Source organism: Carboxydocella sp. ULO1, from assembly GCF_002049255.1.
Lineage (GTDB): Bacteria > Bacillota.
Genome location: NZ_BDLQ01000010.1, coordinates 65,733 through 85,564 on the forward strand (window position 1 = coordinate 65,733; position 19,832 = coordinate 85,564).

General features: G+C 38.4%; 19 protein-coding genes. 12 read left to right on the forward strand and 7 right to left on the reverse strand.

Going from position 1 to position 19,832, the window contains the following annotated elements; all coding sequences use genetic code 11:
* Positions 1-80 precede the first annotated feature (80 nt).
* The 5 genes from ULO1_RS02740 to ULO1_RS02760 all read left to right on the forward strand — a co-directional run bounded on the left by ULO1_RS02740 (position 81) and on the right by ULO1_RS02760 (position 5,537).
* On the forward strand, positions 81-1,004 hold the full coding sequence (locus tag ULO1_RS02740) for an AAA family ATPase (RefSeq protein ID WP_079932936.1): 924 nt from the start codon (positions 81-83) through the stop codon (positions 1,002-1,004).
* Between the two features lie 61 nt (positions 1,005-1,065).
* Positions 1,066-2,772: a GTPase HflX gene (gene hflX / locus ULO1_RS02745; protein ID WP_079932937.1), complete on the forward strand. Its 1,707-nt coding sequence runs from the start codon at positions 1,066-1,068 to the stop codon at positions 2,770-2,772.
* A gap of 21 nt (positions 2,773-2,793) precedes the next feature.
* Positions 2,794-4,032: a methionine gamma-lyase family protein gene (locus ULO1_RS02750; protein ID WP_079932938.1), complete on the forward strand. Its 1,239-nt coding sequence runs from the start codon at positions 2,794-2,796 to the stop codon at positions 4,030-4,032.
* A gap of 68 nt (positions 4,033-4,100) precedes the next feature.
* Positions 4,101-5,054 carry a response regulator gene (locus ULO1_RS02755; protein ID WP_242946671.1) on the forward strand — a complete coding sequence of 318 codons (954 nt, stop codon included), beginning with the start codon at positions 4,101-4,103 and terminating at the stop codon, positions 5,052-5,054.
* A gap of 12 nt (positions 5,055-5,066) precedes the next feature.
* On the forward strand, positions 5,067-5,537 hold the full coding sequence (locus tag ULO1_RS02760; RefSeq protein WP_078664488.1) for a DUF456 domain-containing protein: 471 nt from the start codon (positions 5,067-5,069) through the stop codon (positions 5,535-5,537).
* Between the two features lie 31 nt (positions 5,538-5,568).
* On the opposite strand, the gene lexA is transcribed toward ULO1_RS02760, so the two are convergent.
* The gene (gene lexA, locus ULO1_RS02765; protein WP_079932939.1) at positions 5,569-6,186 is read right to left on the reverse strand and encodes a transcriptional repressor LexA; all 618 of its coding nucleotides are present in this window, start codon (positions 6,184-6,186) and stop codon (positions 5,569-5,571) included.
* A 143-nt stretch (positions 6,187-6,329) separates the two neighbouring features.
* Here lexA and ULO1_RS02770 point away from each other — a divergent pair, with 143 nt between their 5' ends.
* From ULO1_RS02770 to ULO1_RS02785, 4 genes are all read left to right on the forward strand, one after another.
* Positions 6,330-8,048, forward strand: a complete 1,719-nt coding sequence (locus ULO1_RS02770; RefSeq protein WP_078664490.1) for a sigma 54-interacting transcriptional regulator — start codon at positions 6,330-6,332, stop codon at positions 8,046-8,048.
* A gap of 165 nt (positions 8,049-8,213) precedes the next feature.
* Positions 8,214-9,062, forward strand: a complete 849-nt coding sequence (locus tag ULO1_RS02775; RefSeq protein WP_078664491.1) for a fumarate hydratase — start codon at positions 8,214-8,216, stop codon at positions 9,060-9,062.
* An 11-nt stretch (positions 9,063-9,073) separates the two neighbouring features.
* Complete coding sequence (locus tag ULO1_RS02780) at positions 9,074-9,628, forward strand: Fe-S-containing hydro-lyase (RefSeq protein ID WP_079907767.1); 555 nt, start codon at positions 9,074-9,076, stop codon at positions 9,626-9,628.
* Between the two features lie 14 nt (positions 9,629-9,642).
* Positions 9,643-10,884: an NADP-dependent malic enzyme gene (locus ULO1_RS02785; protein WP_079932940.1), complete on the forward strand. Its 1,242-nt coding sequence runs from the start codon at positions 9,643-9,645 to the stop codon at positions 10,882-10,884.
* A 26-nt stretch (positions 10,885-10,910) separates the two neighbouring features.
* Here the strand turns inward: ULO1_RS02785 and ULO1_RS02790 are convergent, their stop codons facing one another.
* Positions 10,911-11,720 carry a LysM peptidoglycan-binding domain-containing protein gene (locus tag ULO1_RS02790; RefSeq protein ID WP_079932941.1) on the reverse strand — a complete coding sequence of 270 codons (810 nt, stop codon included), beginning with the start codon at positions 11,718-11,720 and terminating at the stop codon, positions 10,911-10,913.
* 28 nt (positions 11,721-11,748) lie between these two features.
* Between ULO1_RS02790 and ULO1_RS02795 the strand changes: the two genes are divergently transcribed.
* Together ULO1_RS02795 and ULO1_RS02800 are read left to right on the forward strand one after the other, a co-directional pair.
* On the forward strand, positions 11,749-12,963 hold the full coding sequence (locus tag ULO1_RS02795; RefSeq protein ID WP_079907765.1) for a HEPN domain-containing protein: 1,215 nt from the start codon (positions 11,749-11,751) through the stop codon (positions 12,961-12,963).
* Positions 12,963-13,415 carry a hypothetical protein gene (locus ULO1_RS02800; RefSeq protein ID WP_078664496.1) on the forward strand — a complete coding sequence of 151 codons (453 nt, stop codon included), beginning with the start codon at positions 12,963-12,965 and terminating at the stop codon, positions 13,413-13,415. The genes ULO1_RS02795 and ULO1_RS02800 overlap by 1 nt, the downstream gene beginning before the upstream one ends.
* Here ULO1_RS02800 and ULO1_RS02805 read toward each other — a convergent pair.
* The 5 genes from ULO1_RS02805 to ULO1_RS02825 form a co-directional block, all read right to left on the reverse strand.
* The gene (locus tag ULO1_RS02805) at positions 13,399-14,349 is read right to left on the reverse strand and encodes a tyrosine-type recombinase/integrase (RefSeq protein ID WP_159446818.1); all 951 of its coding nucleotides are present in this window, start codon (positions 14,347-14,349) and stop codon (positions 13,399-13,401) included. The genes ULO1_RS02800 and ULO1_RS02805 overlap by 17 nt on opposite strands.
* A 70-nt stretch (positions 14,350-14,419) precedes the next feature.
* Entirely contained in the window at positions 14,420-15,220 is an 801-nt protein-coding gene (locus ULO1_RS02810; protein ID WP_078664498.1) for a helix-turn-helix domain-containing protein, read from the reverse strand.
* Positions 15,217-16,188, reverse strand: coding sequence for a TrkA family potassium uptake protein (locus ULO1_RS02815; RefSeq protein ID WP_079932943.1), 972 nt, complete (start codon positions 16,186-16,188; stop codon positions 15,217-15,219). The genes ULO1_RS02810 and ULO1_RS02815 overlap by 4 nt, the downstream gene beginning before the upstream one ends.
* A gap of 71 nt (positions 16,189-16,259) precedes the next feature.
* Complete coding sequence (locus tag ULO1_RS02820) at positions 16,260-17,006, reverse strand: AAA family ATPase (RefSeq protein ID WP_107753442.1); 747 nt, start codon at positions 17,004-17,006, stop codon at positions 16,260-16,262.
* Positions 17,007-17,065: 59 nt separating this feature from the next.
* Positions 17,066-18,028 (reverse strand): D-alanine--D-alanine ligase, encoded by a 963-nt coding sequence (locus tag ULO1_RS02825; protein WP_079907760.1) that lies wholly within the window; start codon positions 18,026-18,028, stop codon positions 17,066-17,068.
* Positions 18,029-18,155: 127 nt separating this feature from the next.
* On the opposite strand from ULO1_RS02825, the gene ULO1_RS02830 reads away from it, so the two are divergent.
* Positions 18,156-19,709, forward strand: a complete 1,554-nt coding sequence (locus ULO1_RS02830; protein WP_159071876.1) for a polysaccharide biosynthesis protein — start codon at positions 18,156-18,158, stop codon at positions 19,707-19,709.
* Positions 19,710-19,832 lie beyond the last annotated feature (123 nt).

Below are 19,832 nucleotides of genomic sequence, written 5' to 3' on the forward strand. Positions count from 1 at the left end.
GCCAAGCCTCTTTTTTCATAAGACTGGACAATCGGGCATAATTAATAAACAGTAGATGATTGAGATTGGGGGAGTAATCAATGTTAATTCAATTTAAACGTCAACAAAACCGTTTAGAGCCTCTGAATCTTACTCCTCATAAACCTCAATCAATTAATAACATCACTGAACAAACTAATAGTAGCTTCGTTGAAGAAATATTAAAAGAACTTAATGAATTGATCGGATTAGAAAAAGTTAAATATATCTTCCATGAAATCTATGCTTTTGCCAGGATTCAAAAAAAACGCCAAGAAGAAAAGCTATATAATGAACCAATGGTTTTACATATGGTATTTAAAGGTAACCCAGGCACTGGAAAAACAACGGTGGCTCGCATTGCAGGTAAACTTTTTCGCGAGCTTGGCCTTTTACAAAAAGGCCATTTGATTGAAATTGAAAGGGCTGACCTGGTCGGCGAGTATATCGGTCATACGGCTATAAAGACCAGAGAGCAAATCAAGCGCGCTCTCGGAGGTATACTGTTTATCGATGAAGCATATAGTTTGGCCCGGGGAGGAGAAAAGGATTTTGGTAAAGAAGCCATTGACACTATGGTAAAAGCCATGGAAGATCATAAAGATAATCTGGTTATAATTCTTGCTGGCTATCCAAGTGAGATGGAGTGGTTTCTGCGCACCAATCCTGGTTTGAGAAGTCGGTTTCCCATACATATATCTTTTCCGGATTACAGTATAGATGAATTAATGTTAATCGCAGAACAAATGTTAAAACAGCGCCAGTATGATTTTACTCCTCAGGCAAAAGAGCGTTTCAAGGAGCAATTAAAAAACCTCCCCCCTACAACCATTGTTAACGGTAATGCCCGGTTAGTAAGAAACTACATCGAGAAATTGATTCGCTGTCAGGCAGTTCGCCTGGTGAAGAAAGAAATTGTTACCCGGGACGATTTGATCCTGATCACTGAAGATGACATTTATTCCGCCACCGGCAACTACTTGTAAATATTTTTTTTTGCCTTTATACTGACAATGAGAATTTCATTTAGAATAAGGTGATTATTGCATGAAATTTATTTATGGTAATACAGATGGTATTCGCAAACATCTTTTAGACAAACTCTCTCAGATAAGAGGATATCAATTTGATAAACTATTACCATATGAAATGTATCAGCAACTATTATCAATATCTGAACAGCTAAACAGGGAAATTGCTATAGGTATTAATAAAAAAGGCAAAGTGGAGTTTATCAGTATAGGTAATAGCCAGCAAGTACCAGTACCTCGAAACTCTTATTTAATCATCCATACCCATCCACAAGCAACCAGTGAATTAAGTGAGCTGGATCTTTCTTTAATCCATTCAGGTCAAACCCAGGCAATCATGGCTATTGGGTCTTTTTCAGATACAATTCAAATCGCAAAAATCGATGACAGCCATGGGCTTACTGTTGAAAAATATACTTTGCAGGACTTAGCCCAGAAGAGCCTGGATATCATCGGGGTAGAAGGTTCAAGGAAAAACAAAATAGAGGATATTGACTTAACAGAAAAAGCATTATTGATAGCTTTTGATGAAGAGGGTGCCCTTGAACTGGAGGAATTATGCAAAACAGCCGGTATTCAGGTTCTGGATTGTGAAATTATAAAGCTAAGAAAGATTCATACCGGGCTCTTTGTTGGCAAAGGTAAAATCGTTGAAATAAAGAATAAGTCCCAGGTATTACAAGCAAATCTTCTGGTCTTTGATCACGAGCTCTCACCAGTTCAATTACGAAATATCGAGGAAATTACCGGGCAGAAAGTAGTAGACCGTACTACTTTGATTCTTGACATTTTTGCACAAAGGGCCCAGTCACGAGAGGGCAAACTTCAGGTTGAACTGGCACAACTTAAACATCTGTTACCTCGTCTAACCGGTCAGGGTAATAACCTTTCCCGCTTAGGCGGAGGCGTAGGTACCCGGGGCCCTGGTGAAACTAAACTGGAACAAGATAGGCGAAAAATTAAAAAGAAAATAGTATTATTAACACAGGAGCTGGCCGAAATACAAAAACACCGTCAAAATCAACACAAACAGAGGGCAACAAATAATATTCCGCACATATGCTTAACCGGTTATACCAATGCCGGAAAATCGACTTTACTTAATCTGCTAGCCAATGCCAATGTCCTGGCTGAGGACAAATTGTTTGCCACCCTTGATACAACGACGCGCCGTCTCCAACTCCCTTCGGGTAGATGGGCTGTACTAACCGACACAGTAGGTTTTATTCGCAATTTACCTCCAGGCCTGATTGCAGCTTTTCGTGCTACATTGGAAGAGCATTTGCGTTCCGATTTGATTTTACATGTAGTAGATGCCAGTAATCCATTTGCCAGACAACATATCAAGGTCGTTGAAGCTATTATTAAAGATTTAAATTTAGAAACAATTAAACAATTAATAGTTTTTAATAAAGTAGACTTACTTAACGACCTGGATAGATTAAACATATTACTTCACGATCTTCCGTCAGATTATGTTTGCATTTCAGCCTTGAAAAAAACCGGTATTGATGAGTTATTAACCAAAATTGATTCAATTTTAAACACAGAAAATGTTTACAAAGACACCCTTTGGTTTTTCCCTTATGACCAGGCCTCCCTTATTAGTTTAATTAGAAAGCATGGTCATATCGTTGAGGAGAAATACACAGATTCAGGTATATTAATTAAGGGCAGAGTGGAAAATAGATATAGTGCCCAACTGGAAATTTATGAGAAATAGAAAGGGAATGAGGAATTAACCATGAAGGACATCAACCGTTTACACACTCAAGCACTGGAAATGATCAAACCAATAGTGGCTGAAATAGAAAACAAAACTTTTTACCAAACGGCAAAGGTTTTGGAAGCTTTTCGACACGCTCAGGTTTGCCAGCATCACTTAAACGGTACTAATGGGTATGGATATGGGGACATCGGAAGAGAAGCCCTGGAACACGTTTTTGCAACCCTCTTTGGGGCAGAAGCAGCTTTAGTACGACCACAATTTGTTTCCGGTACCCACGCTATCGCTACTGCATTATTTGCCATTTTAAGACCGGGGGATACCATCCTATTTGCTACAGGAAAACCCTACGATACCCTGGAAAAAGTAATAGGTTTTAAAAACGAGCCCGGAAGCCTTAGGGACTGGGGTATTAACTACCGCCAAATCGACCTTACCTCTGATGATAAAATTGACATATTTACCTTACAAAAACTTTTAGAGGAAGATAAGTCCATAAGAGTTGTAGCTTTTCAGCGATCCAGGGGGTATGCCTGGCGCAAATCCTTACTTCAACCAGATTTAACTGAAGCCTTTGCTCTGACAAAAAAAATTAGACCTGATGTGATTATATTTGTAGATAATTGTTACGGGGAACTGGTAGAAGGATTTGAACCAACCCAGTACGGCGCTGACCTGGTAGCTGGTTCTTTAATTAAAAATCTAGGTGGAGGTTTAGCCCCCACCGGTGGTTATATCGTAGGAAACAAGGATTTAGTAAATCTGGCAGCCGAACGTTTAACAGTTCCCGGTACCGAAGGCGAACTGGGTGCCACGGGTGATTTTTTGCGTTCCACCTTTCATGGTCTGTACCTTGCCCCCAGGATGGTTGCTGAGGCCCTGATTGGTGCAATCTATGCCGCTGCTTTATTCTCCCTGGCCGGGTTTGAAGTATCTCCTACAATAGAAGAGCCTCGCAGTGACATTATTCAGGCAATAAAACTTAACTCCGCCGAGAATATGAAAGCATTTTGCCGTGGTATACAACGTTTTTCCCCCATTGATAGTCACCTGACCCCTGAACCATGGGTAATGCCTGGCTATGATGTCCCAGTCATAATGGCGGGCGGGACCTTTATAGCCGGTTCAACTGCTGAACTCAGCACCGATGGCCCCTTAGTTCCCCCTTACATAATATATTTCCAGGGTGGTTTAAATCGCCATCATATTTTCCTGGCTGTTCAAAATGCTCTTGCCGAAATTATTGCCAGGAATTGATTGTATTCATATATTGAACTATGCTAAAATATTTATTGACCTTTGTATAATATAGGGGGTCTAAATTAGTGGATAAGTATGTAACCTCTAAGAGTAAAATATTAATAATTGATGATGATAAATTAATAGTAGCCATGGTGCAGGATCGCCTAACAAAAGAAGGCTTTCAGGTGACTGCTGCAATGGATAGTGTTTCTGGTCTGGCAGCGGTATATCAAGAAGCACCGGATCTGATTTTGTTAGATGTAATTCTTCCAGGCGGTAAAACAGGTGTGGAAATGTGCCGTATCCTCAGAAATGATACGCGGACAAGCCACGTTCCTATCATTATGATGACTTCCCGCAAGCAAACACAGGACGTGGTAGCTGGGTTGGAAGCTGGTGCTGATGATTATGTAACCAAACCCTTCGATCTGGATGAACTCGTAGCCAGAATAAAAACCCATTTGCGCCGGGCCAAGCAGGAAAAATCTTTTAATCCCCTAACAGGCCTGCCCGGAAATATTATGATAGAAGAAGAAATTAAACGGCGAATAAATGACAAGAGCCGGAAATTCGCGGTAATGTATTTAGATCTGGATAACTTCAAAGCTTATAATGATGTCTATGGTTTCCTTAAAGGTGATGAAGTAATCAAACTTCTAGCTCATATCTTAACCCAGTGTGTAAGAAACCTGGGTAATGTCGATGATTTTATCGGTCACATCGGGGGCGATGATTTTATCGCCATCACAACCCCTGACAAGGTAGATGAAATATGTCAGCAAATTATCACCCGTTTTGATGCTACCGTGCCTTTATTATACAATGCCGATGACCGAAAAAGAGGTTACATTGTTACAAAAGATAGACAGGGTAAAGAGTGCAAGTTTAGTCTGGTTTCCGTTTCTATTGCCGTAGTAAGCAATGAACATCGCAATATTGAAAACCACTGGCAGGTCTCCGAAATTGCTTCTGAGCTCAAAAAATACGCTAAGTCACAAGAAGGCTCTGTCTATGTAAAAGATCGCCGTACCAGATAGAGGAGGCAACTTATGGTTGATTATTACTGGGCCTATGTTTTGGTTATGATACTTGGTTTACTAGGAACATTTTTACCAGTTATTCCGGGCATACCATTGATCTTCATTGCTATTTTCATTTATGCCTGGAATACTAATTTTACTGTCATTAATATTGCCTGGCTCTTATTGTTTGCAGCTTTAACTGTCCTTAGCTGGCTAATCGAATATTTTGCCGGCATAATTGGCTCGAAACAGGCCGGCGTTTCCCGCTATGGTATGTGGGGATTGCTCATAGGAGGAATCCTGGGTTTTTTCTGGGCTCCAGTTGGTTTTTTAATAGGGCCTGTTCTGGGGTTACTAATAGGTGAGATACTAAGTGGAAAAGAACTTAAACAAATTCTCATTACTCTAAAAGGAGCCGCCCGGGGTTTTATTATTGGATTTCTGCTAAAACTGATAATTGCCTTAAGCATGATTGGAACGTTCCTCTGGCTAACATAAAAAATGTGAGTCTCAACTGGATAGTTGAGACTCACATTTTTCTATATAAACCAATGACTTTACCCAGGATAGAGACTTCATCCAAAATAATAGGCTTATACTTTTCATTCTCAGGTCTTAAAACAATTTTTTCTCCTTCAATAAAGAAGCTTTTTATAGTCGCTTCTTCATCGATTAATGCCACTACGATTTCCCCGTTGTGTGCAAAAGGCTGTTGCTTTACAAAGACATAATCGTTAGGATAAATACCTGCATTGATCATGGAATCACCAATTACCCGCAACATAAATATATTTCCGCCTACCGGCAATAATCCCCGGGGAAAACGAAACCTCTCTTCAATGTTCTCTACAGCCAGAATCGGCAAACCAGCAGTAACCTTACCTAGCAAAGGAACCTCAACCATATCCTTCTCAAAATAATAATCGTTATCCGGTTCGTTAACAACAATCGCTCTAGGCAAGGCTGGATCGCGGCGAATATAACCCAGTTTTTCCAGTTGATTCAAATAATTATGAACCGTGGAGCTGGAACTGAACCCAACTGCTTTACCAATTTCCCGAACAGATGGCGGATAACCTTTTCTTTTTATCTCCTGTTTAATAAAATCCAGGACAGCTTGCTGTTTAGCATTAAGCTTATTATCCATAATGCACCTCCATCTCTCTTTTAAACTATTATACAGCAATTTGAATAGATTGCAAACAATAGTTCGCAAAAAAGAAAAACTTTTTTAAATCTTAGAAAGGATTATGGCAACTATTGTAGAATTAAAAAGGTGGGGTGAGGAGTATGTCAGGAGTAAGAGTGGCAATAGTAGGAATGGGGCAGGGTGGAAGCGCTATTTATCAAGTGTTAAAAACCATTGAAGATTGTGTCATTGTAGGTGTCTGTGACATAAATGAAGATGCTCCGGGTCTGAAATTGGCTCGAGCAGATGGGGTTCCTATTACCAACAATTTCTATGATTTTTTGGATACCATTAATATTGATGTTTTAATCGAAGCTACTGGCAAACCATTGGTCCAGGAAACCATTCGTAAACTTAAACCACCTAGTATGGCGGTTATGGATGCTCAAGCAGCTGATCTAATGATGCTTGTTGTTAAAGCAAAACAAAAACTGCTGGAAGAAAAGAAACAATTGCTGGAAATAAAAAGAATTAAAGGGGAAATGGATGCTATTCTGGCCAGTGTTCAGGAAGCTATTGAGGTAGCAGATATCAATGGATATATCAAATATGTCAACCCTGCTTTTACTAAAATCACAGGTATTACCGCAGAAGAAAGAATCGGCCAGAACATTTTTTCCGCCTCACCCGATGGTGCCCTGGCTGAATGTTTGCGAACCAGGAAAAATATTTATGGCTGGCGTACCAAAGTAGGAGGTACCAATGTCGAGGTTGTATCCAATGCTTCGCCCATTATAATAGATGGACAAATGGTTGGTGCAGTTGTGGTATTTAACCACTTAACAGACTTCATGAAAGTGATGGAAGAATTAAAAAGAAGCACATCAATAATTGAAAACCTGTATGATCGCTTAGGTCAAATTACAGGCTCTAAATATACTTTTGATACAATTATAGGCAATAATGAGGAATTGAGAAAAGTAATAAATATAGCAAAAAAAGCTGCCCTGAGTAATTCTACAATTTTATTGTTAGGAGAAAGCGGAACTGGTAAAGAGTTATTCGCTCACGCTATCCATCAATATAGTCTTCGGAGAGACAAACCCTTTATTAAAGTCAACTGTGCTGCTATACCAGATAGCTTGCTGGAAAGTGAGTTTTTTGGCCACGAAAAAGGAGCTTTTACCGGTGCAGTTAAGACAAAACTGGGTAAATTTGAACTGGCTAATGGAGGAACAATTTTTCTAGATGAAATTGGTGATATGAATTTATATTTGCAAGCGAAACTCTTAAGAGTTATACAGGAAATGGAATTCGAAAGAGTTGGTGGCACTCAAACTATCCAGGTTGATGTTAGAATAATTGCAGCAACCAATCGAGATTTAAAGGAACTGGTTCGCAAAGGTACCTTTCGGGAAGATCTTTATTATCGCCTGAATGTAGTGGAAATAACTATTCCGCCATTACGCCAAAGAAAAGATGATATCATCCTGATTGCAAATTCATTAATAGTCAAGTTTAACCGTAAGCTGGGCAAAAAAATAAAAGGCCTTTCTAAACAGGCAGAGATAATCCTGGAATCCTATGATTGGCCTGGAAATGTACGGGAACTTGAAAACGTGATTGAACGGGCCATGGTAATAGCTGATGAAGATTTAATTACTCCCAAACATCTCGTCCAGTACTTAGAACCTGTTTCTACCACTGCAACTCTGCCAATTGTTGAAGATCTTATACCTTTTGATGAAATGGAGAAAATACTGTTAAAGAAAGCCTTAGAGCGATTTGGTAATTCAGTTGAGGGCAAAAAAATGGCGGCAAAAGCCTTAAATATTTCTTTAGCTACCTTATATAACAAATTGAAAAAATACCAGTTATAACCCGTATATGCGGGTTTTCTTCTTTTTAAAATTTAAAAAAGATCAAACCCGTAATTTTCTTTATTTTAGAACAAAATGTGTGTTGTATACGTCAACAAATTTATTTTGCAATTGGCATCATTTTTGCAATAAACAAAAAGAAAACAAAAGGAGGTAAAATCCTAAATGACAATCAGAGAAATCCATGTGGATGAAATTAGGCTTGCAGTAGCAAACCTGGTAAAAGAAGCAAATTATTTTTTGCCTGAGGATGTAGAGAATGCCATAAAAAAAGCTACAGAAACAGAACAATCTCCAAACGGAAAAGAAATCTTGAATTTATTATTACAAAATGCACAGATTGCACGAGAAGAACAAATGCCTATCTGTCAGGATACCGGATTTGCTGTTATCTTTGTAGAGTTAGGTCAGGATGTTCATATCACAGGTGGTGACCTGATTACTGCCATCAATGAAGGAGTAAGATCGGGATATGTTGAAGGTTATCTACGGAAATCTATAGTCGGTCATCCTCTTGAACGGGTTAATACTAAAGATAACACTCCGGCAGTCATCCATCTTGAGATTGTACCAGGAAGCCAGCTTAAAATAGTGGTCGCTCCTAAGGGTGGCGGTAGTGAAAACATGAGTGCCTTAAAGATGTTAAAACCAGCAGATGGTATAACTGGAGTAAAGAAATTTGTCCTGGAAACTGTAAAAAATGCAGGTCCAAATCCTTGCCCTCCGATTATTGTCGGAGTTGGAATTGGTGGCACCTTTGAAAAATGCGCCTTATTGGCCAAAAAAGCTTTATTGAGACCTGTTGGTAGCAAAAACCCCGATAAAATTGCCGCAGAATTAGAAGAACAATTATTACAGGAAATTAACTCAAGTGGCATTGGTCCACAGGGACTGGGGGGCAAAATTACTGCTCTAGCAGTTCATATCGAACTATATGCTGCCCATATTGCTAGTTTACCGGTAGCAGTTAATATTAACTGTCATGCTGCCCGCCATAAAGAAATTGTTCTATGAGGAGGTAAATTATGGCTGAGATTATAATTACACCACCACTTACCGACGAAATGGTTGAAAGCCTGAAAGCAGGTCAACAAGTATTAATTACAGGTTATATCTATACCGCGCGGGACGCAGCTCACAAAAAGTTGGTTGAATTAATCGATAAAAACGAACCCCTGCCCATCGAGCTGGAAGGTCAGATTATTTATTATGTCGGTCCTACACCTGCAAAACCCGGACAGGTAATCGGATCTGCTGGGCCTACTACCAGTGGAAGAATGGACGCTTATACACCAAAACTCCTTGAAAAGGGTCTGAAAGGCATGATCGGCAAAGGACTCAGGTCCTCTGCCGTGAAAGAGTCAATTATCAAAAATAAAGCGGTATATTTTGCTGCCATTGGGGGCGCAGGAGCCTTGCTGGCAAAATGCATTAAAAAAGCGGAAGTAATAGCTTATCCTGAACTGGGGGCTGAGGCAATTTATTCTCTTTATGTAGAAAACTTTCCTGTAATCGTCGTTAATGACTGCTATGGTAGTGACCTTTATGAATTAGGAAAAGAAAAATATGCAACAAGCTAAAGGAGGCATAATTCATGAACATCTATGAAAAAGCATTAGAGTTGCACCGTAAACACATAGGAAAGATTGAAGTTATTTCTAAAGTGCCAGTCAATAATGCTGAAGAGCTAAGCCTGGCTTATTCACCCGGTGTAGCAGAACCATGTCGCGAAATCAGTAAAGAACCGGAGAAGATCTATGAATATACTGCTAAAGGCAATCTAGTTGCAGTAGTTTCCGACGGGACCGCAGTGTTAGGTTTGGGAGATATTGGGCCTCTTGGAGCAATGCCTGTAATGGAAGGAAAAGCTGTATTGTTTAAAGAATTTGCCGGCGTAGATGCTTTCCCAATTTGTTTAAATACCAAGGCCCCTGATAAAATCGTGGAAACAGTAAAATTACTGGAACCTACTTTCGGTGGAGTAAATCTGGAGGATATCGCAGCTCCAAATTGCTTTATCATAGAAGAACGGCTAAAAAAGGAAACAAACATTCCTATTTTCCACGATGACCAGCATGGTACAGCCATTGTAGCAGCTGCCGCGATTATCAATGCATTAAAAGTTGTAAATAAAAAGATTGAAGAAATAAAACTAGTAGTCAATGGTGCCGGTGCCTCTGCCATCGCTTGTACTAAACTGTTAATGAGTTTAGGTGTGAAGAATATTATTATGTGCGACAGTAAAGGTCCCATTTACAAAGGTAGAAAAGAGGGGATGAATCCCTATAAAGAGGCCATAGCTGAAAAGACCAATCAGGAAATGGTGACAACGTCCCTCCGTGATGCTTTAAAAGGCGCAGATGTCTTTATGGGCCTTTCCAAAGCAAAACAGGTTGATGTAGAGATGGTAAAATCCATGGCCCCCAATCCGATTATCCTGGCAATGGCTAACCCCGAGCCTGAAATCATGCCGGAACTGGCCAAAGCCGCAGGAGCAGCAGTGATAGGAACTGGCCGTTCTGACTATCCTAACCAGGTGAACAATGTTCTGGCATTTCCTGGCATCTTCCGCGGAGCATTAGATGTGCGGGCAACAGATATTAATGAAGAAATGAAGCTAGCTGCTGCTTATGCTATAGCTAATCTGATTGCTGAAGCTGAGCTTTCACCTGAATATATTATACCTAAACCTTTTGATCCCAGAGTTGCACCTGCAGTAGCTGCTGCTGTTGCCCAAGCCGCTATGCAGTCAGGTGTTGCAAGAATAACTGTAGATCCTCAACAAGTAGCAGAAAACTGCAAAATGCTAGTTGAAAAAATTAAGAATCGAAAATAAGTAAAACAGGGGAAATACCCCTGTTCTTATTTTTTCCTGATTTTAAGTTGAGTACCAATACTAACTTTAGCAGGATTTATGATTTGATTGTCCTGCATTATCTGAACAAATTCAAATCCAGAGCCATAAAACTTCTTGCTAATTTCCCATAAGGAATCACCACTTTTTACTGTGTATAAAAAATATTCTGGTTGAATTTTAGATTGAATAGTTTTAGATTCCTGTTCCTGTTTTATTTCTGAACTGTTAGCCTTTTTTTCTATAGGAAAAGGATCCCCAATTTCTTCTTTATTAATTTCTTCTCCTGGCAATGAAACAGGCCTTTCTGTGACCGGTTGTTCTATTTTTCGCATAACTGGGTATAAAAAGGCAAAAATTATAGTAAAGAAAAGAGCAACCATTAATAAATACTTGTAATAAAAGGCAAAATTACTATCTTCAGGTGAATGGCTCAATGGAACAGGGCCTTGCCTGTGCGGTTTACTGTTAACTTGATTGATTTGTTGTGTTAGGGTATAATTTCCATCTTCTTTTAAAGAAAGTACAATCACAGTTGGAACATTTATGTATTTAGTAATATCAACAGCCTCATGTTCTGAGCCAGATAATTTTACCCAGCCCAAGACTTCCACCTTATTTTCATGACTGAAGGCTAAAATTTTTTTCCATTCTTCAGCCGGAATCATGGCTTGTCCATGAATTGTCGACTTTAGCTCTGCCCACAAATAATTAGTAACACGTTTAGCATGTAAATCACCAAAAAGAATCGCAATACCTTTATTTTCCCGGTATAAATTTTTTAAATCAATATCAATAGTCCATTCAATTGAAGCCATAAAAATACCTCCAAAGGAAGGGGTTTTGATGACTCGGCAATTCTGGCCAATCAGTAATTGTATAATATCAGTGGAAGATAAACAGTTAAATTATCCCGTTGATGTGTTTCAAGCCTATTACTTTAAGGCTGCCCCCAAATACATAGTAGGGATTATCGATAAATGGATTAAAGGCAAGGATCTAACAGAAAAAGACTATTATCAGTTAATAAAAAAACTCTTTAGTTTCAAGCCCAGAAAAAATACATTGTCTGCTAACAGTATAGAGAACCTATGTGGCGTTTATTGGGCTAATGGTTGGATGATAATTGAGGAAAAAAAATACGAAATTGAAAAACTCTTTATCAGATACTGTCTGGGAAAAATACTGGATGAACATACCTGTCCCTTGATAAATAAATATTTTCCCCAGCTAAACTTTAACTGGGAGCTATACCCATTACCAGAAGGCGAAGAGCGAAAACTATTATTACAGATAAAGATCGCTTTCATGTTCTCTCTTTACAATTATATCAACTATTATGAATCTAAACCAGACAGAATAGGGGGATTCCTTAACTATTTCTTACCTGAGATGGAAAAAAGGCTGGTTTTTATCAACCAAATTTGGCTTAAACATGGAGAAAGTATCGAATATATACCGATTTTTGAAGATGATTTCAGGCATTTCTCATTAGAACAAGAACAATTTATATCTAATGTTATTTCTAATATCTTCATTAATGAATCAACTTCGAGCCAATTAAATAAGATCATCGAAGAAGCCCTAATACAGCAAGCCAAAATGGCGATTGAAAAGCAAGAGCCTCTAAACCTTCAACCATTAATTATAAAAGTTGTTAGCTTGCAGAAAAGTAAAGAATTTTTGCAAACAGCCTTGCTCTGCTATGAACATGGATATTATAATTCAACTGTGAACAGGTGTTATTACGCTATGTTGCGCTGCGCTAGAGCTTTATTATCAACTATAGGTCACGTCAAGCCCTGGAAAGGGAAAAGCCTGCGTTCCATGGAGTCCCATGAAGAAATAATTGAAATGATCGAGCTTAAATTAATTAAAGAAAGAAATTTACTTCCTGAAAGCAGCTTACAGGATTTTAAAAAAGTTCTTTTTTGGCGTATGCTAGCTGATTATGCTGAAGAAGAAGTGAAAAGTACCCAGGCTTTTAATATGTATAAAAAAGCCAGCAAGTTTTATAAAGATTGCCTAAATGCTATTGCAAAAATCGGAGGTATTAATTAATGTTATTATATTTTCTCATTAATAGACCCTGTGAGTTGAAGCTTGTTTTAGGGGATCATTTTTTCGAAGTCGCCCGAACTAAACCTGAATTTATAGATGAATGGGAAAGTTATTGTCAAGAATGCGGAGCTAATTTTTCCTATTGTACTGCTGGATGCTGTGGATGGATTAAAAATAGTATCGATTGCCGAAGATTAATAAAACTAGTTACGGATATGCGTAAACCTCAGCTGCTATGGGAGATTTTTAACTTTTACGAACAAGAGATTAATCCAGAACTTTTTTGGGATATAGTTTTACCCTATACAACCAGTGATAATGTTTTATCAGTTTTGGCTGATTTCTGGCAGCTAGCCAAGGAAAAAAATTTATTGCCGTTAGAATGGCATGCCCTTGCCCAGGCCTTTCAAACGGCAACAGTATTAAACGAAGAGATTATTGTTTTTCGCTAAATTCACTTTCCGGGTTTGTTAATAATGGGTTTAAAGCAGCTGATTGTTTTAGTTTTTCTTTAACAACATGGGTATAAATTTGTGTTGTAGATAGATCAGCATGACCAAGAAGCTCTTGAATATCCCGTAAGGGTACCCCCATGGAATGGAGTAACGTTGCACAGGTGTGGCGCAAGGTATGAGGAGTCACTTCAGAACCAAGTCCTGCTTTTCGTGCCAGAGTTTTAATTAAATTATACATTCCTATACGTGTAAAAGGTTTGTTGTATTTCGTTAAAAAGAGGTAATTGGTGCTCTGGGGACCTCTTTCGCTAATATACTCCTGCACTAACTGCAATGCTGGCCCTATTAATGGTACAATCCGATATTTCCCGCCCTTACCATAAACCGTTATTTCTCCGGCTTCAAGGTTGACATTTTCCAGCTTTAGGTTAATTAATTCCGAAATTCGCAATCCACACGTGAGAAATACATATAAGATAGCTTTATTTCTTTTTATGTATTTAGTTTCTTCAGCACTGGCCAGTATTTTCTGGCTTTTGACTGTGGATAAAAACTTAGGCAATTCCCGGCGTCTGCGTTCCGTGTAGCCCTTGATACGCAAGGTAGGATCCAGGGGAATAAACCTTTTAAATTCTAGGTATCTAAAAAATGCTTTGAGGGAAGCGATCTTACGAGCCAAGGTACTTTCCTTAACGCAAAGATTATCAGTTAAGTAGAGGATATATTCTAGAATAAGTTCAGAATTGATTTCCTCAATTTTAGAGATTTGCTTGGTTTCAAAAACCCAGCGAAAGAACATTTGAATATCACTCATATAAGCATTTACTGTTGCTGGCGATTTTTTGCGGCTAACACCGGTTTGACCTAAACGTAAATGAACAGAAAAAGATTCCAGCAAATTATCTAGATCGGATATTGTAGCCGTTAACAAAGTAAACCCTCCATTTTCTTTATACACCTATACATAAGACACATTATGTATAGGTGTATCTATCTGTTTTTTATTTCCCCTCGATTTGACAATAATATGTATCCAGCAATGTTTCAAGCTCCTGGTTAATTTGTTCTAATTGCTGTATAGCTTGATCTAGCCGAAGTAAAAACTCCAATAAGTTCCCCAGCTCAACCATATCCAGGTTTGTCAAATGATTTTCTGCCTGTTTTATTAACTTATAGACATTAATGCCATCATTATAATCAGAAAGGTCAATTTGTGCCTGACAAAAATCATTAGCCTCAATCTCAGTGATTAATGTTTTGGCTCGAAATAATTCGCTACTCAATTTGCTAACTTTGATAATTAATAAAGATAGATTTTCTTTTTCCTGTAACAAGGAACGCAACTTCTGGTGGTTTCTTTCCAGTACAATTTCGGTAATTTCTTCACTGGATGCAACCCGTACTTCATTGTGAACTCTGATGTAGACCTTATCCCTGACTAAATGCAAGTAACCTTGACCCCGTTCGACTCTTATTACTAGAACCTCTTTATCTTTTACCTTTGCTTTATAGATATCAGGCTTTAATGGAGGTGAAATAATATCCCTGCACAAATTAATAATTCTTTGCTCCAATAGATCATTGCTCTTAAAACCTACTACCTGTCCATCATCATCGACTCCAACCAGTAAGTAACCTCCATCTGAATTGGCAAAGGCTGCCAGGTCTTTCGCCAGCTCAAAATGCTGGGTAATTCTGGGCTTGTCTGCCTCTGGCAAAAATAACCCCCGCTTAAAATCCACGTGATTATTTTCACCGGCACTTATCATTGCCATTATTTGTTTAGCAGTCAAAGGTTTCATATTTTACACCTACCACAAGCCAGTTCCTCAAGCTTTTGTAACTGTTGTCTGGTTCCAATGGCAATCAAAATATCTCCTGATTGCAGTAATTCTTCAGGGCCAGGGTTCGGTTTTAGTTTGCCTTCCCGCTGGATTGCAACAACCATGGTCCCCGTTTTTTCTCTGATTCCACTATTTTTTAAATCCTTATTCACCAGAACTGAGCCATCTGCAATTAATAACTCCTCTATTTCCAATTCAACATCTTCTACACAGACCAGAGTATCTACGAAATCCACAGAAGCCGGTTTTATAATGGAAATGGCCATCCGTTGTCCGCCAATTATCGCCGGTGAAACTACCTTATCTGCACCTGCTCTATATAATTTTGCTTCCGACTCCTTTCTCTCTGCTCTGGCAACAATCGTAATGCCAGGATTGATTTCTTTTGCAGTGAGAGTAACAAAAACATTGTTTGCGTCCCCGGGTATGGCACTAACTAGTCCTTTGGCCCGCTCAATCCCTGCTTTTCGCAAAACCTCTTCCATACTGGCATCCCCAAGAATCGCCAGAACCCCTTCCTCCAGCAAACTATTGAACAGATGTTCTTTCTGTTCAATAACGACAAAAGGTGTCCTTTCTTTTTTGAGCCTTTCGATTACTTGTTTCCCTACTCTACCTGCACCGCATACGATGATATGGTCACGTAATTTGGCTATTTCTTGTTTCATTTTTCTTCTCCCCAATAAATCAAATAAATCCCCTTCAACAATAAGCGCCCCGATAAGCCCCAGGGCATAAAGGATTAGTGCCAGCCCAGCATATGAAAGAAAAATGGTAAAGTATGTACCCGGCACTGATAATGGTTTAACCAAACCATATCCCACTGTAGTTAATGTAATTGTAGTCATCCAAAGGGCATCTCGCAGGGAATAATCCTCAATTAACATATATCCGATGGTTCCTAAAAAAATACTGACAAATATCATTATTATTGCTTGTTTAAGCCTTCTTCCCGCTTCCACAGGATAACACCTTACCTCGCTAGTAAAACTGGCCCTTAAAGGGCCAGTTTACTGAAGATATTCTTTACTGCCAATACTGAAGGAGAATCTGCTGGCAATTCAACCAGTGGCTTACCTGCCAGATCATAACGGGCCACTACTTCATCATAAGGAATGGTTCCTACAACCTCTAGTCCGGTAGCCTCAATTTCCGGCTTTAATTCCTCGATTCCAGTTGGTAAAACTTTTGTAATAACCAGATAGATATTTTTTACATTAATACCTACTGTTTTAACAATATCAAATACACGGCCCGCTGAACGGATGCCCCTAGCTGATGCATCACTGACAACAAAAAGATAATCAATATCTGTAACCACTCTTCTGGCTAAATGTTCCATACCTGCTTCATTATCAATTACCACATAGTCATAATTCTGTCTCAGGTTTTCAAGATATTTACGCATTAAGTCATTGGGATAACAGTAGCACCCACTCCCCTGAGGTACCCCCATAACCACCAAATCCACATAATCGGTTTCATTCAATACCTGGCTAAGGCGATACTCTACATAGACATCTTTCGGCATTCCCTCGGGAATAGCTTTACCACCTTTTACTTCATCCAGAATATCTGCGATTGATGCATGCACTTCAATACCGAGTGCTTCATTTAAATTGGAATTAGGGTCGGCATCAACAGCCAGGATTGCACCTTTATTTGCTTCTACCAGTTGTTTAATGAGTAGGGCTGTAAAAGTAGTTTTCCCGACTCCGCCTTTTCCTGCTACAGCAATTTTCATAATTTCTCCCACTCCCTTTGTTTATATATCTCTATTTTATCTTATAGTTGGGATACAAGTCAAAGAGTAAATTTTTTATTAAATCTTTCACCTGCATATTCAATAATTTTACAGCATAAATCCTTATAAGACCACCCTATTGCTCGAGCGGAATCTGGAAATAGACTAGTTTCAGTCATACCCGGAATTGTGTTCACTTCCAGAATATAGGGCTGAAAATTATCATCTATAATGAAATCAACCCGAGAAAGTCCGCTACAACCAATAGCTAAATGAGCCTGACAGGCTAAGTCCTGCACTTTTTCAATCACTGATTTAGGTAATTCTGGCGGAATGACATGTTCACTAAGCCCGGCAGTATATTTGGCCTGGTAATCATAAACAACCCCGGTTTTAGAAATAATTTGGATCAATGGCAAAGAAGTCACCTCATTATTACCCAGCACAGGCGCTGTTACTTCCTTACCCTTAATAAATTTTTCAATTAATATCTCCCTTTCAGGGAACTTAAAAGCTTCCTCTAACGCATTTTCAAGCTCATCTTCCTGCCAGACGAAATATATGCCAATGGTGGAGCCTTGGTTAGGAGCCTTAACTACAAGCGGTAAACTAATTTCATTTTTTATTTTCCCTAAAACTTCCTGTCTATTTTTTCCCCAATGGTAACGGGACACTGAAACAAAAGGAGCTGTAGGTAACCCGGCCTGCATTAATACCTTTTTACTCATTATTTTATCCATAGCAATAGCGCTAGCCAGAACTCCTGATCCGGTATAGGGTATGCCCAGTATTTCCAGCAGCCCCTGGATTGTTCCATCTTCCCCATAAGCGCCATGTAACATAATAAAAGCTAGGTCATACCTTTTTTCAAGAAGTTTTTTGGCAACTTGCTTGTCAACGTCTATCTTATCAACTTCATAACCGGCTTCTAGCAATGCCTTATAAACTGCTTCCCCGCTTTTCAATGATATTTCCCTTTCAGACGACAACCCACCCATTAATAAAGCAATACGAATGGTCATAGACTCTGCCTCCCTTTTCAAGTTCTACATACATTATATTTTTCTGTATAGTCGGTCACAACATCATATTCAGCAGGACAAAAAAATAAAATTACTTAGAAAAAATTACCCTATAAGGAGGGGTATCTTGCGCAAACAGAGTTTACTTGGAGGGACACTAGTCTTATTTTCTTCAAATCTTGTTAATCGAATCCTGGGGTTTATCTACCAGATAATGATTGTAAGTTTAATTGGCTCACAGGGTATTGGGTTGTTTAATATGGTTTACCCAATATATATACTTGTTCTGGTTATTTCTAGTTTTGGATTGCCACTGGCGATAGCAAAATTTGTGGCCGAAAATAATCAAAAAGATCCCGCTTATTCAGTTTATATATTAAGAAAATCAATATTGATTCTGCTTATTTTTTCAACCATAATCACCGGTGCTTTGTATTTATCTCTTGATAGAATTGCACCGCTTTTCTTAACCAACCAAAACGCTTTACCAATTTTAAAAAGCCTTTTATTATCTGTCCCAGTAATTAGTGTGTGTTCTGGTTTTAGAGGTTTTTTTCAAGGTCTTCTCATGATGAATGCACCAGCGATTAGCCAGTTTGTGGAGCAAGTAGTTAGAGTTACTTGCGGTCTTGTTTTTGCATATATTTTGGTCTCCAAAAGCATAGTTTGGGGAGCTATCGGTTCCTCCATTGGAGTTATTGCCGGAGAAACCATCGGTTTTCTTGTTCTACTTTACTTTTTCTTAAAATGGTGGAAGAAAAACAAACGTTTAGCTTTATCATTAAGGAAAAACACCGTGACTACAAAAGAACTTATTCTTTTTTCCTGGCCAGTAGCTTTAAGTAAAATTGTTGCTACTGTACTATTGTCCTTTGAGGCTACTTTAATTCCGCGCCAGCTGGTTAAAGCCGGCATTAATTTAAATGAAGCAACTTCACTTTTCGGTCAATTAAGCGGTATGGCAATTCCAATTCTGGTAATTCCCAGTGTTTTAACATCCGCCTTAGCAACAACATTAGTCCCGGCAATATCTGAAGCAAATTCAGCCGGAAATATACCCTTACTAAGAGACAGGATAAAAACCTCGTTATTTTTTACACTCTTATTCGGACTACCTGCTGTAGTAATTTTTTACTTGTTTTCTGCCCAGATTTGTTATTTACTGTTTAAACAAATAAATGCCGGTGAGGCGCTACGCATTCTTGCGTTTGGAGGAATTTTTTATTACCTACAACAAACTACAACAGGTATTTTACAAGGGTTAGGACAAACTAAACGACCATTAGAAAATATGCTTTGGGGCAGCTTAGTTGAAATAATATTATTAATAACCCTGGTGCCTATTGCTGTTGATCCTTTTAAAACGGCTTGTTGGGCTATTAATGTTAGTTTTTTTATAACTGCAATCCTTAATATAGTATTTATTACAAAAGATTTAGGTTTCTGGAGTGTTATAGAAACCAAGACTATCTATTTGATTCCGGTAATTTTATTTATGGGATTTGTTGCCATGAAAATTTATCTGCTGATTTTTGTAATAATAAATTCACCTACTTTAAGTTTAATAACTTCAGTAGGCTCAGCAATAATTACATATGCTACTTTATTAATTATTTTTAAGATTTTACCCTATGAATGGTTAAATCGACTTAATAATTATTTCTTTTTCCTTAAAAAATAAAATAATAAAACAATCGAAATTATCAAGAGAATTATTTTATTTAAAATAAGAAATCGCATCTGATCAATGAATGTAACCAACAAGGCCAATATCAAAGGTAACAAAATATTTCTTCTTTTTAAT

Excerpts from the sequence above, each read along its gene's own strand:
- ULO1_RS02740 (WP_079932936.1), top strand. The coding sequence starts at position 81 with ATGTTAATTCAATTTAAACGTCAACAAAACCGTTTAGAGCCTCTGAAT.
- hflX (WP_079932937.1), top strand. The coding sequence starts at position 1,066 with ATGAAATTTATTTATGGTAATACAGATGGTATTCGCAAACATCTTTTA.
- ULO1_RS02750 (WP_079932938.1), top strand. The coding sequence starts at position 2,794 with ATGAAGGACATCAACCGTTTACACACTCAAGCACTGGAAATGATCAAA.
- ULO1_RS02760 (WP_078664488.1), top strand. The coding sequence starts at position 5,067 with ATGGTTGATTATTACTGGGCCTATGTTTTGGTTATGATACTTGGTTTA.
- lexA (WP_079932939.1), bottom strand. The coding sequence starts at position 6,186 with ATGGATAATAAGCTTAATGCTAAACAGCAAGCTGTCCTGGATTTTATT.
- ULO1_RS02770 (WP_078664490.1), top strand. The coding sequence starts at position 6,330 with ATGTCAGGAGTAAGAGTGGCAATAGTAGGAATGGGGCAGGGTGGAAGC.
- ULO1_RS02775 (WP_078664491.1), top strand. The coding sequence starts at position 8,214 with ATGACAATCAGAGAAATCCATGTGGATGAAATTAGGCTTGCAGTAGCA.
- ULO1_RS02780 (WP_079907767.1), top strand. The coding sequence starts at position 9,074 with ATGGCTGAGATTATAATTACACCACCACTTACCGACGAAATGGTTGAA.
- ULO1_RS02785 (WP_079932940.1), top strand. The coding sequence starts at position 9,643 with ATGAACATCTATGAAAAAGCATTAGAGTTGCACCGTAAACACATAGGA.
- ULO1_RS02790 (WP_079932941.1), bottom strand. The coding sequence starts at position 11,720 with ATGGCTTCAATTGAATGGACTATTGATATTGATTTAAAAAATTTATAC.
- ULO1_RS02795 (WP_079907765.1), top strand. The coding sequence starts at position 11,749 with ATGACTCGGCAATTCTGGCCAATCAGTAATTGTATAATATCAGTGGAA.
- ULO1_RS02800 (WP_078664496.1), top strand. The coding sequence starts at position 12,963 with ATGTTATTATATTTTCTCATTAATAGACCCTGTGAGTTGAAGCTTGTT.
- ULO1_RS02810 (WP_078664498.1), bottom strand. The coding sequence starts at position 15,220 with ATGAAACCTTTGACTGCTAAACAAATAATGGCAATGATAAGTGCCGGT.
- ULO1_RS02815 (WP_079932943.1), bottom strand. The coding sequence starts at position 16,188 with ATGATATTTGTCAGTATTTTTTTAGGAACCATCGGATATATGTTAATT.
- ULO1_RS02820 (WP_107753442.1), bottom strand. The coding sequence starts at position 17,006 with ATGAAAATTGCTGTAGCAGGAAAAGGCGGAGTCGGGAAAACTACTTTT.
- ULO1_RS02825 (WP_079907760.1), bottom strand. The coding sequence starts at position 18,028 with ATGACCATTCGTATTGCTTTATTAATGGGTGGGTTGTCGTCTGAAAGG.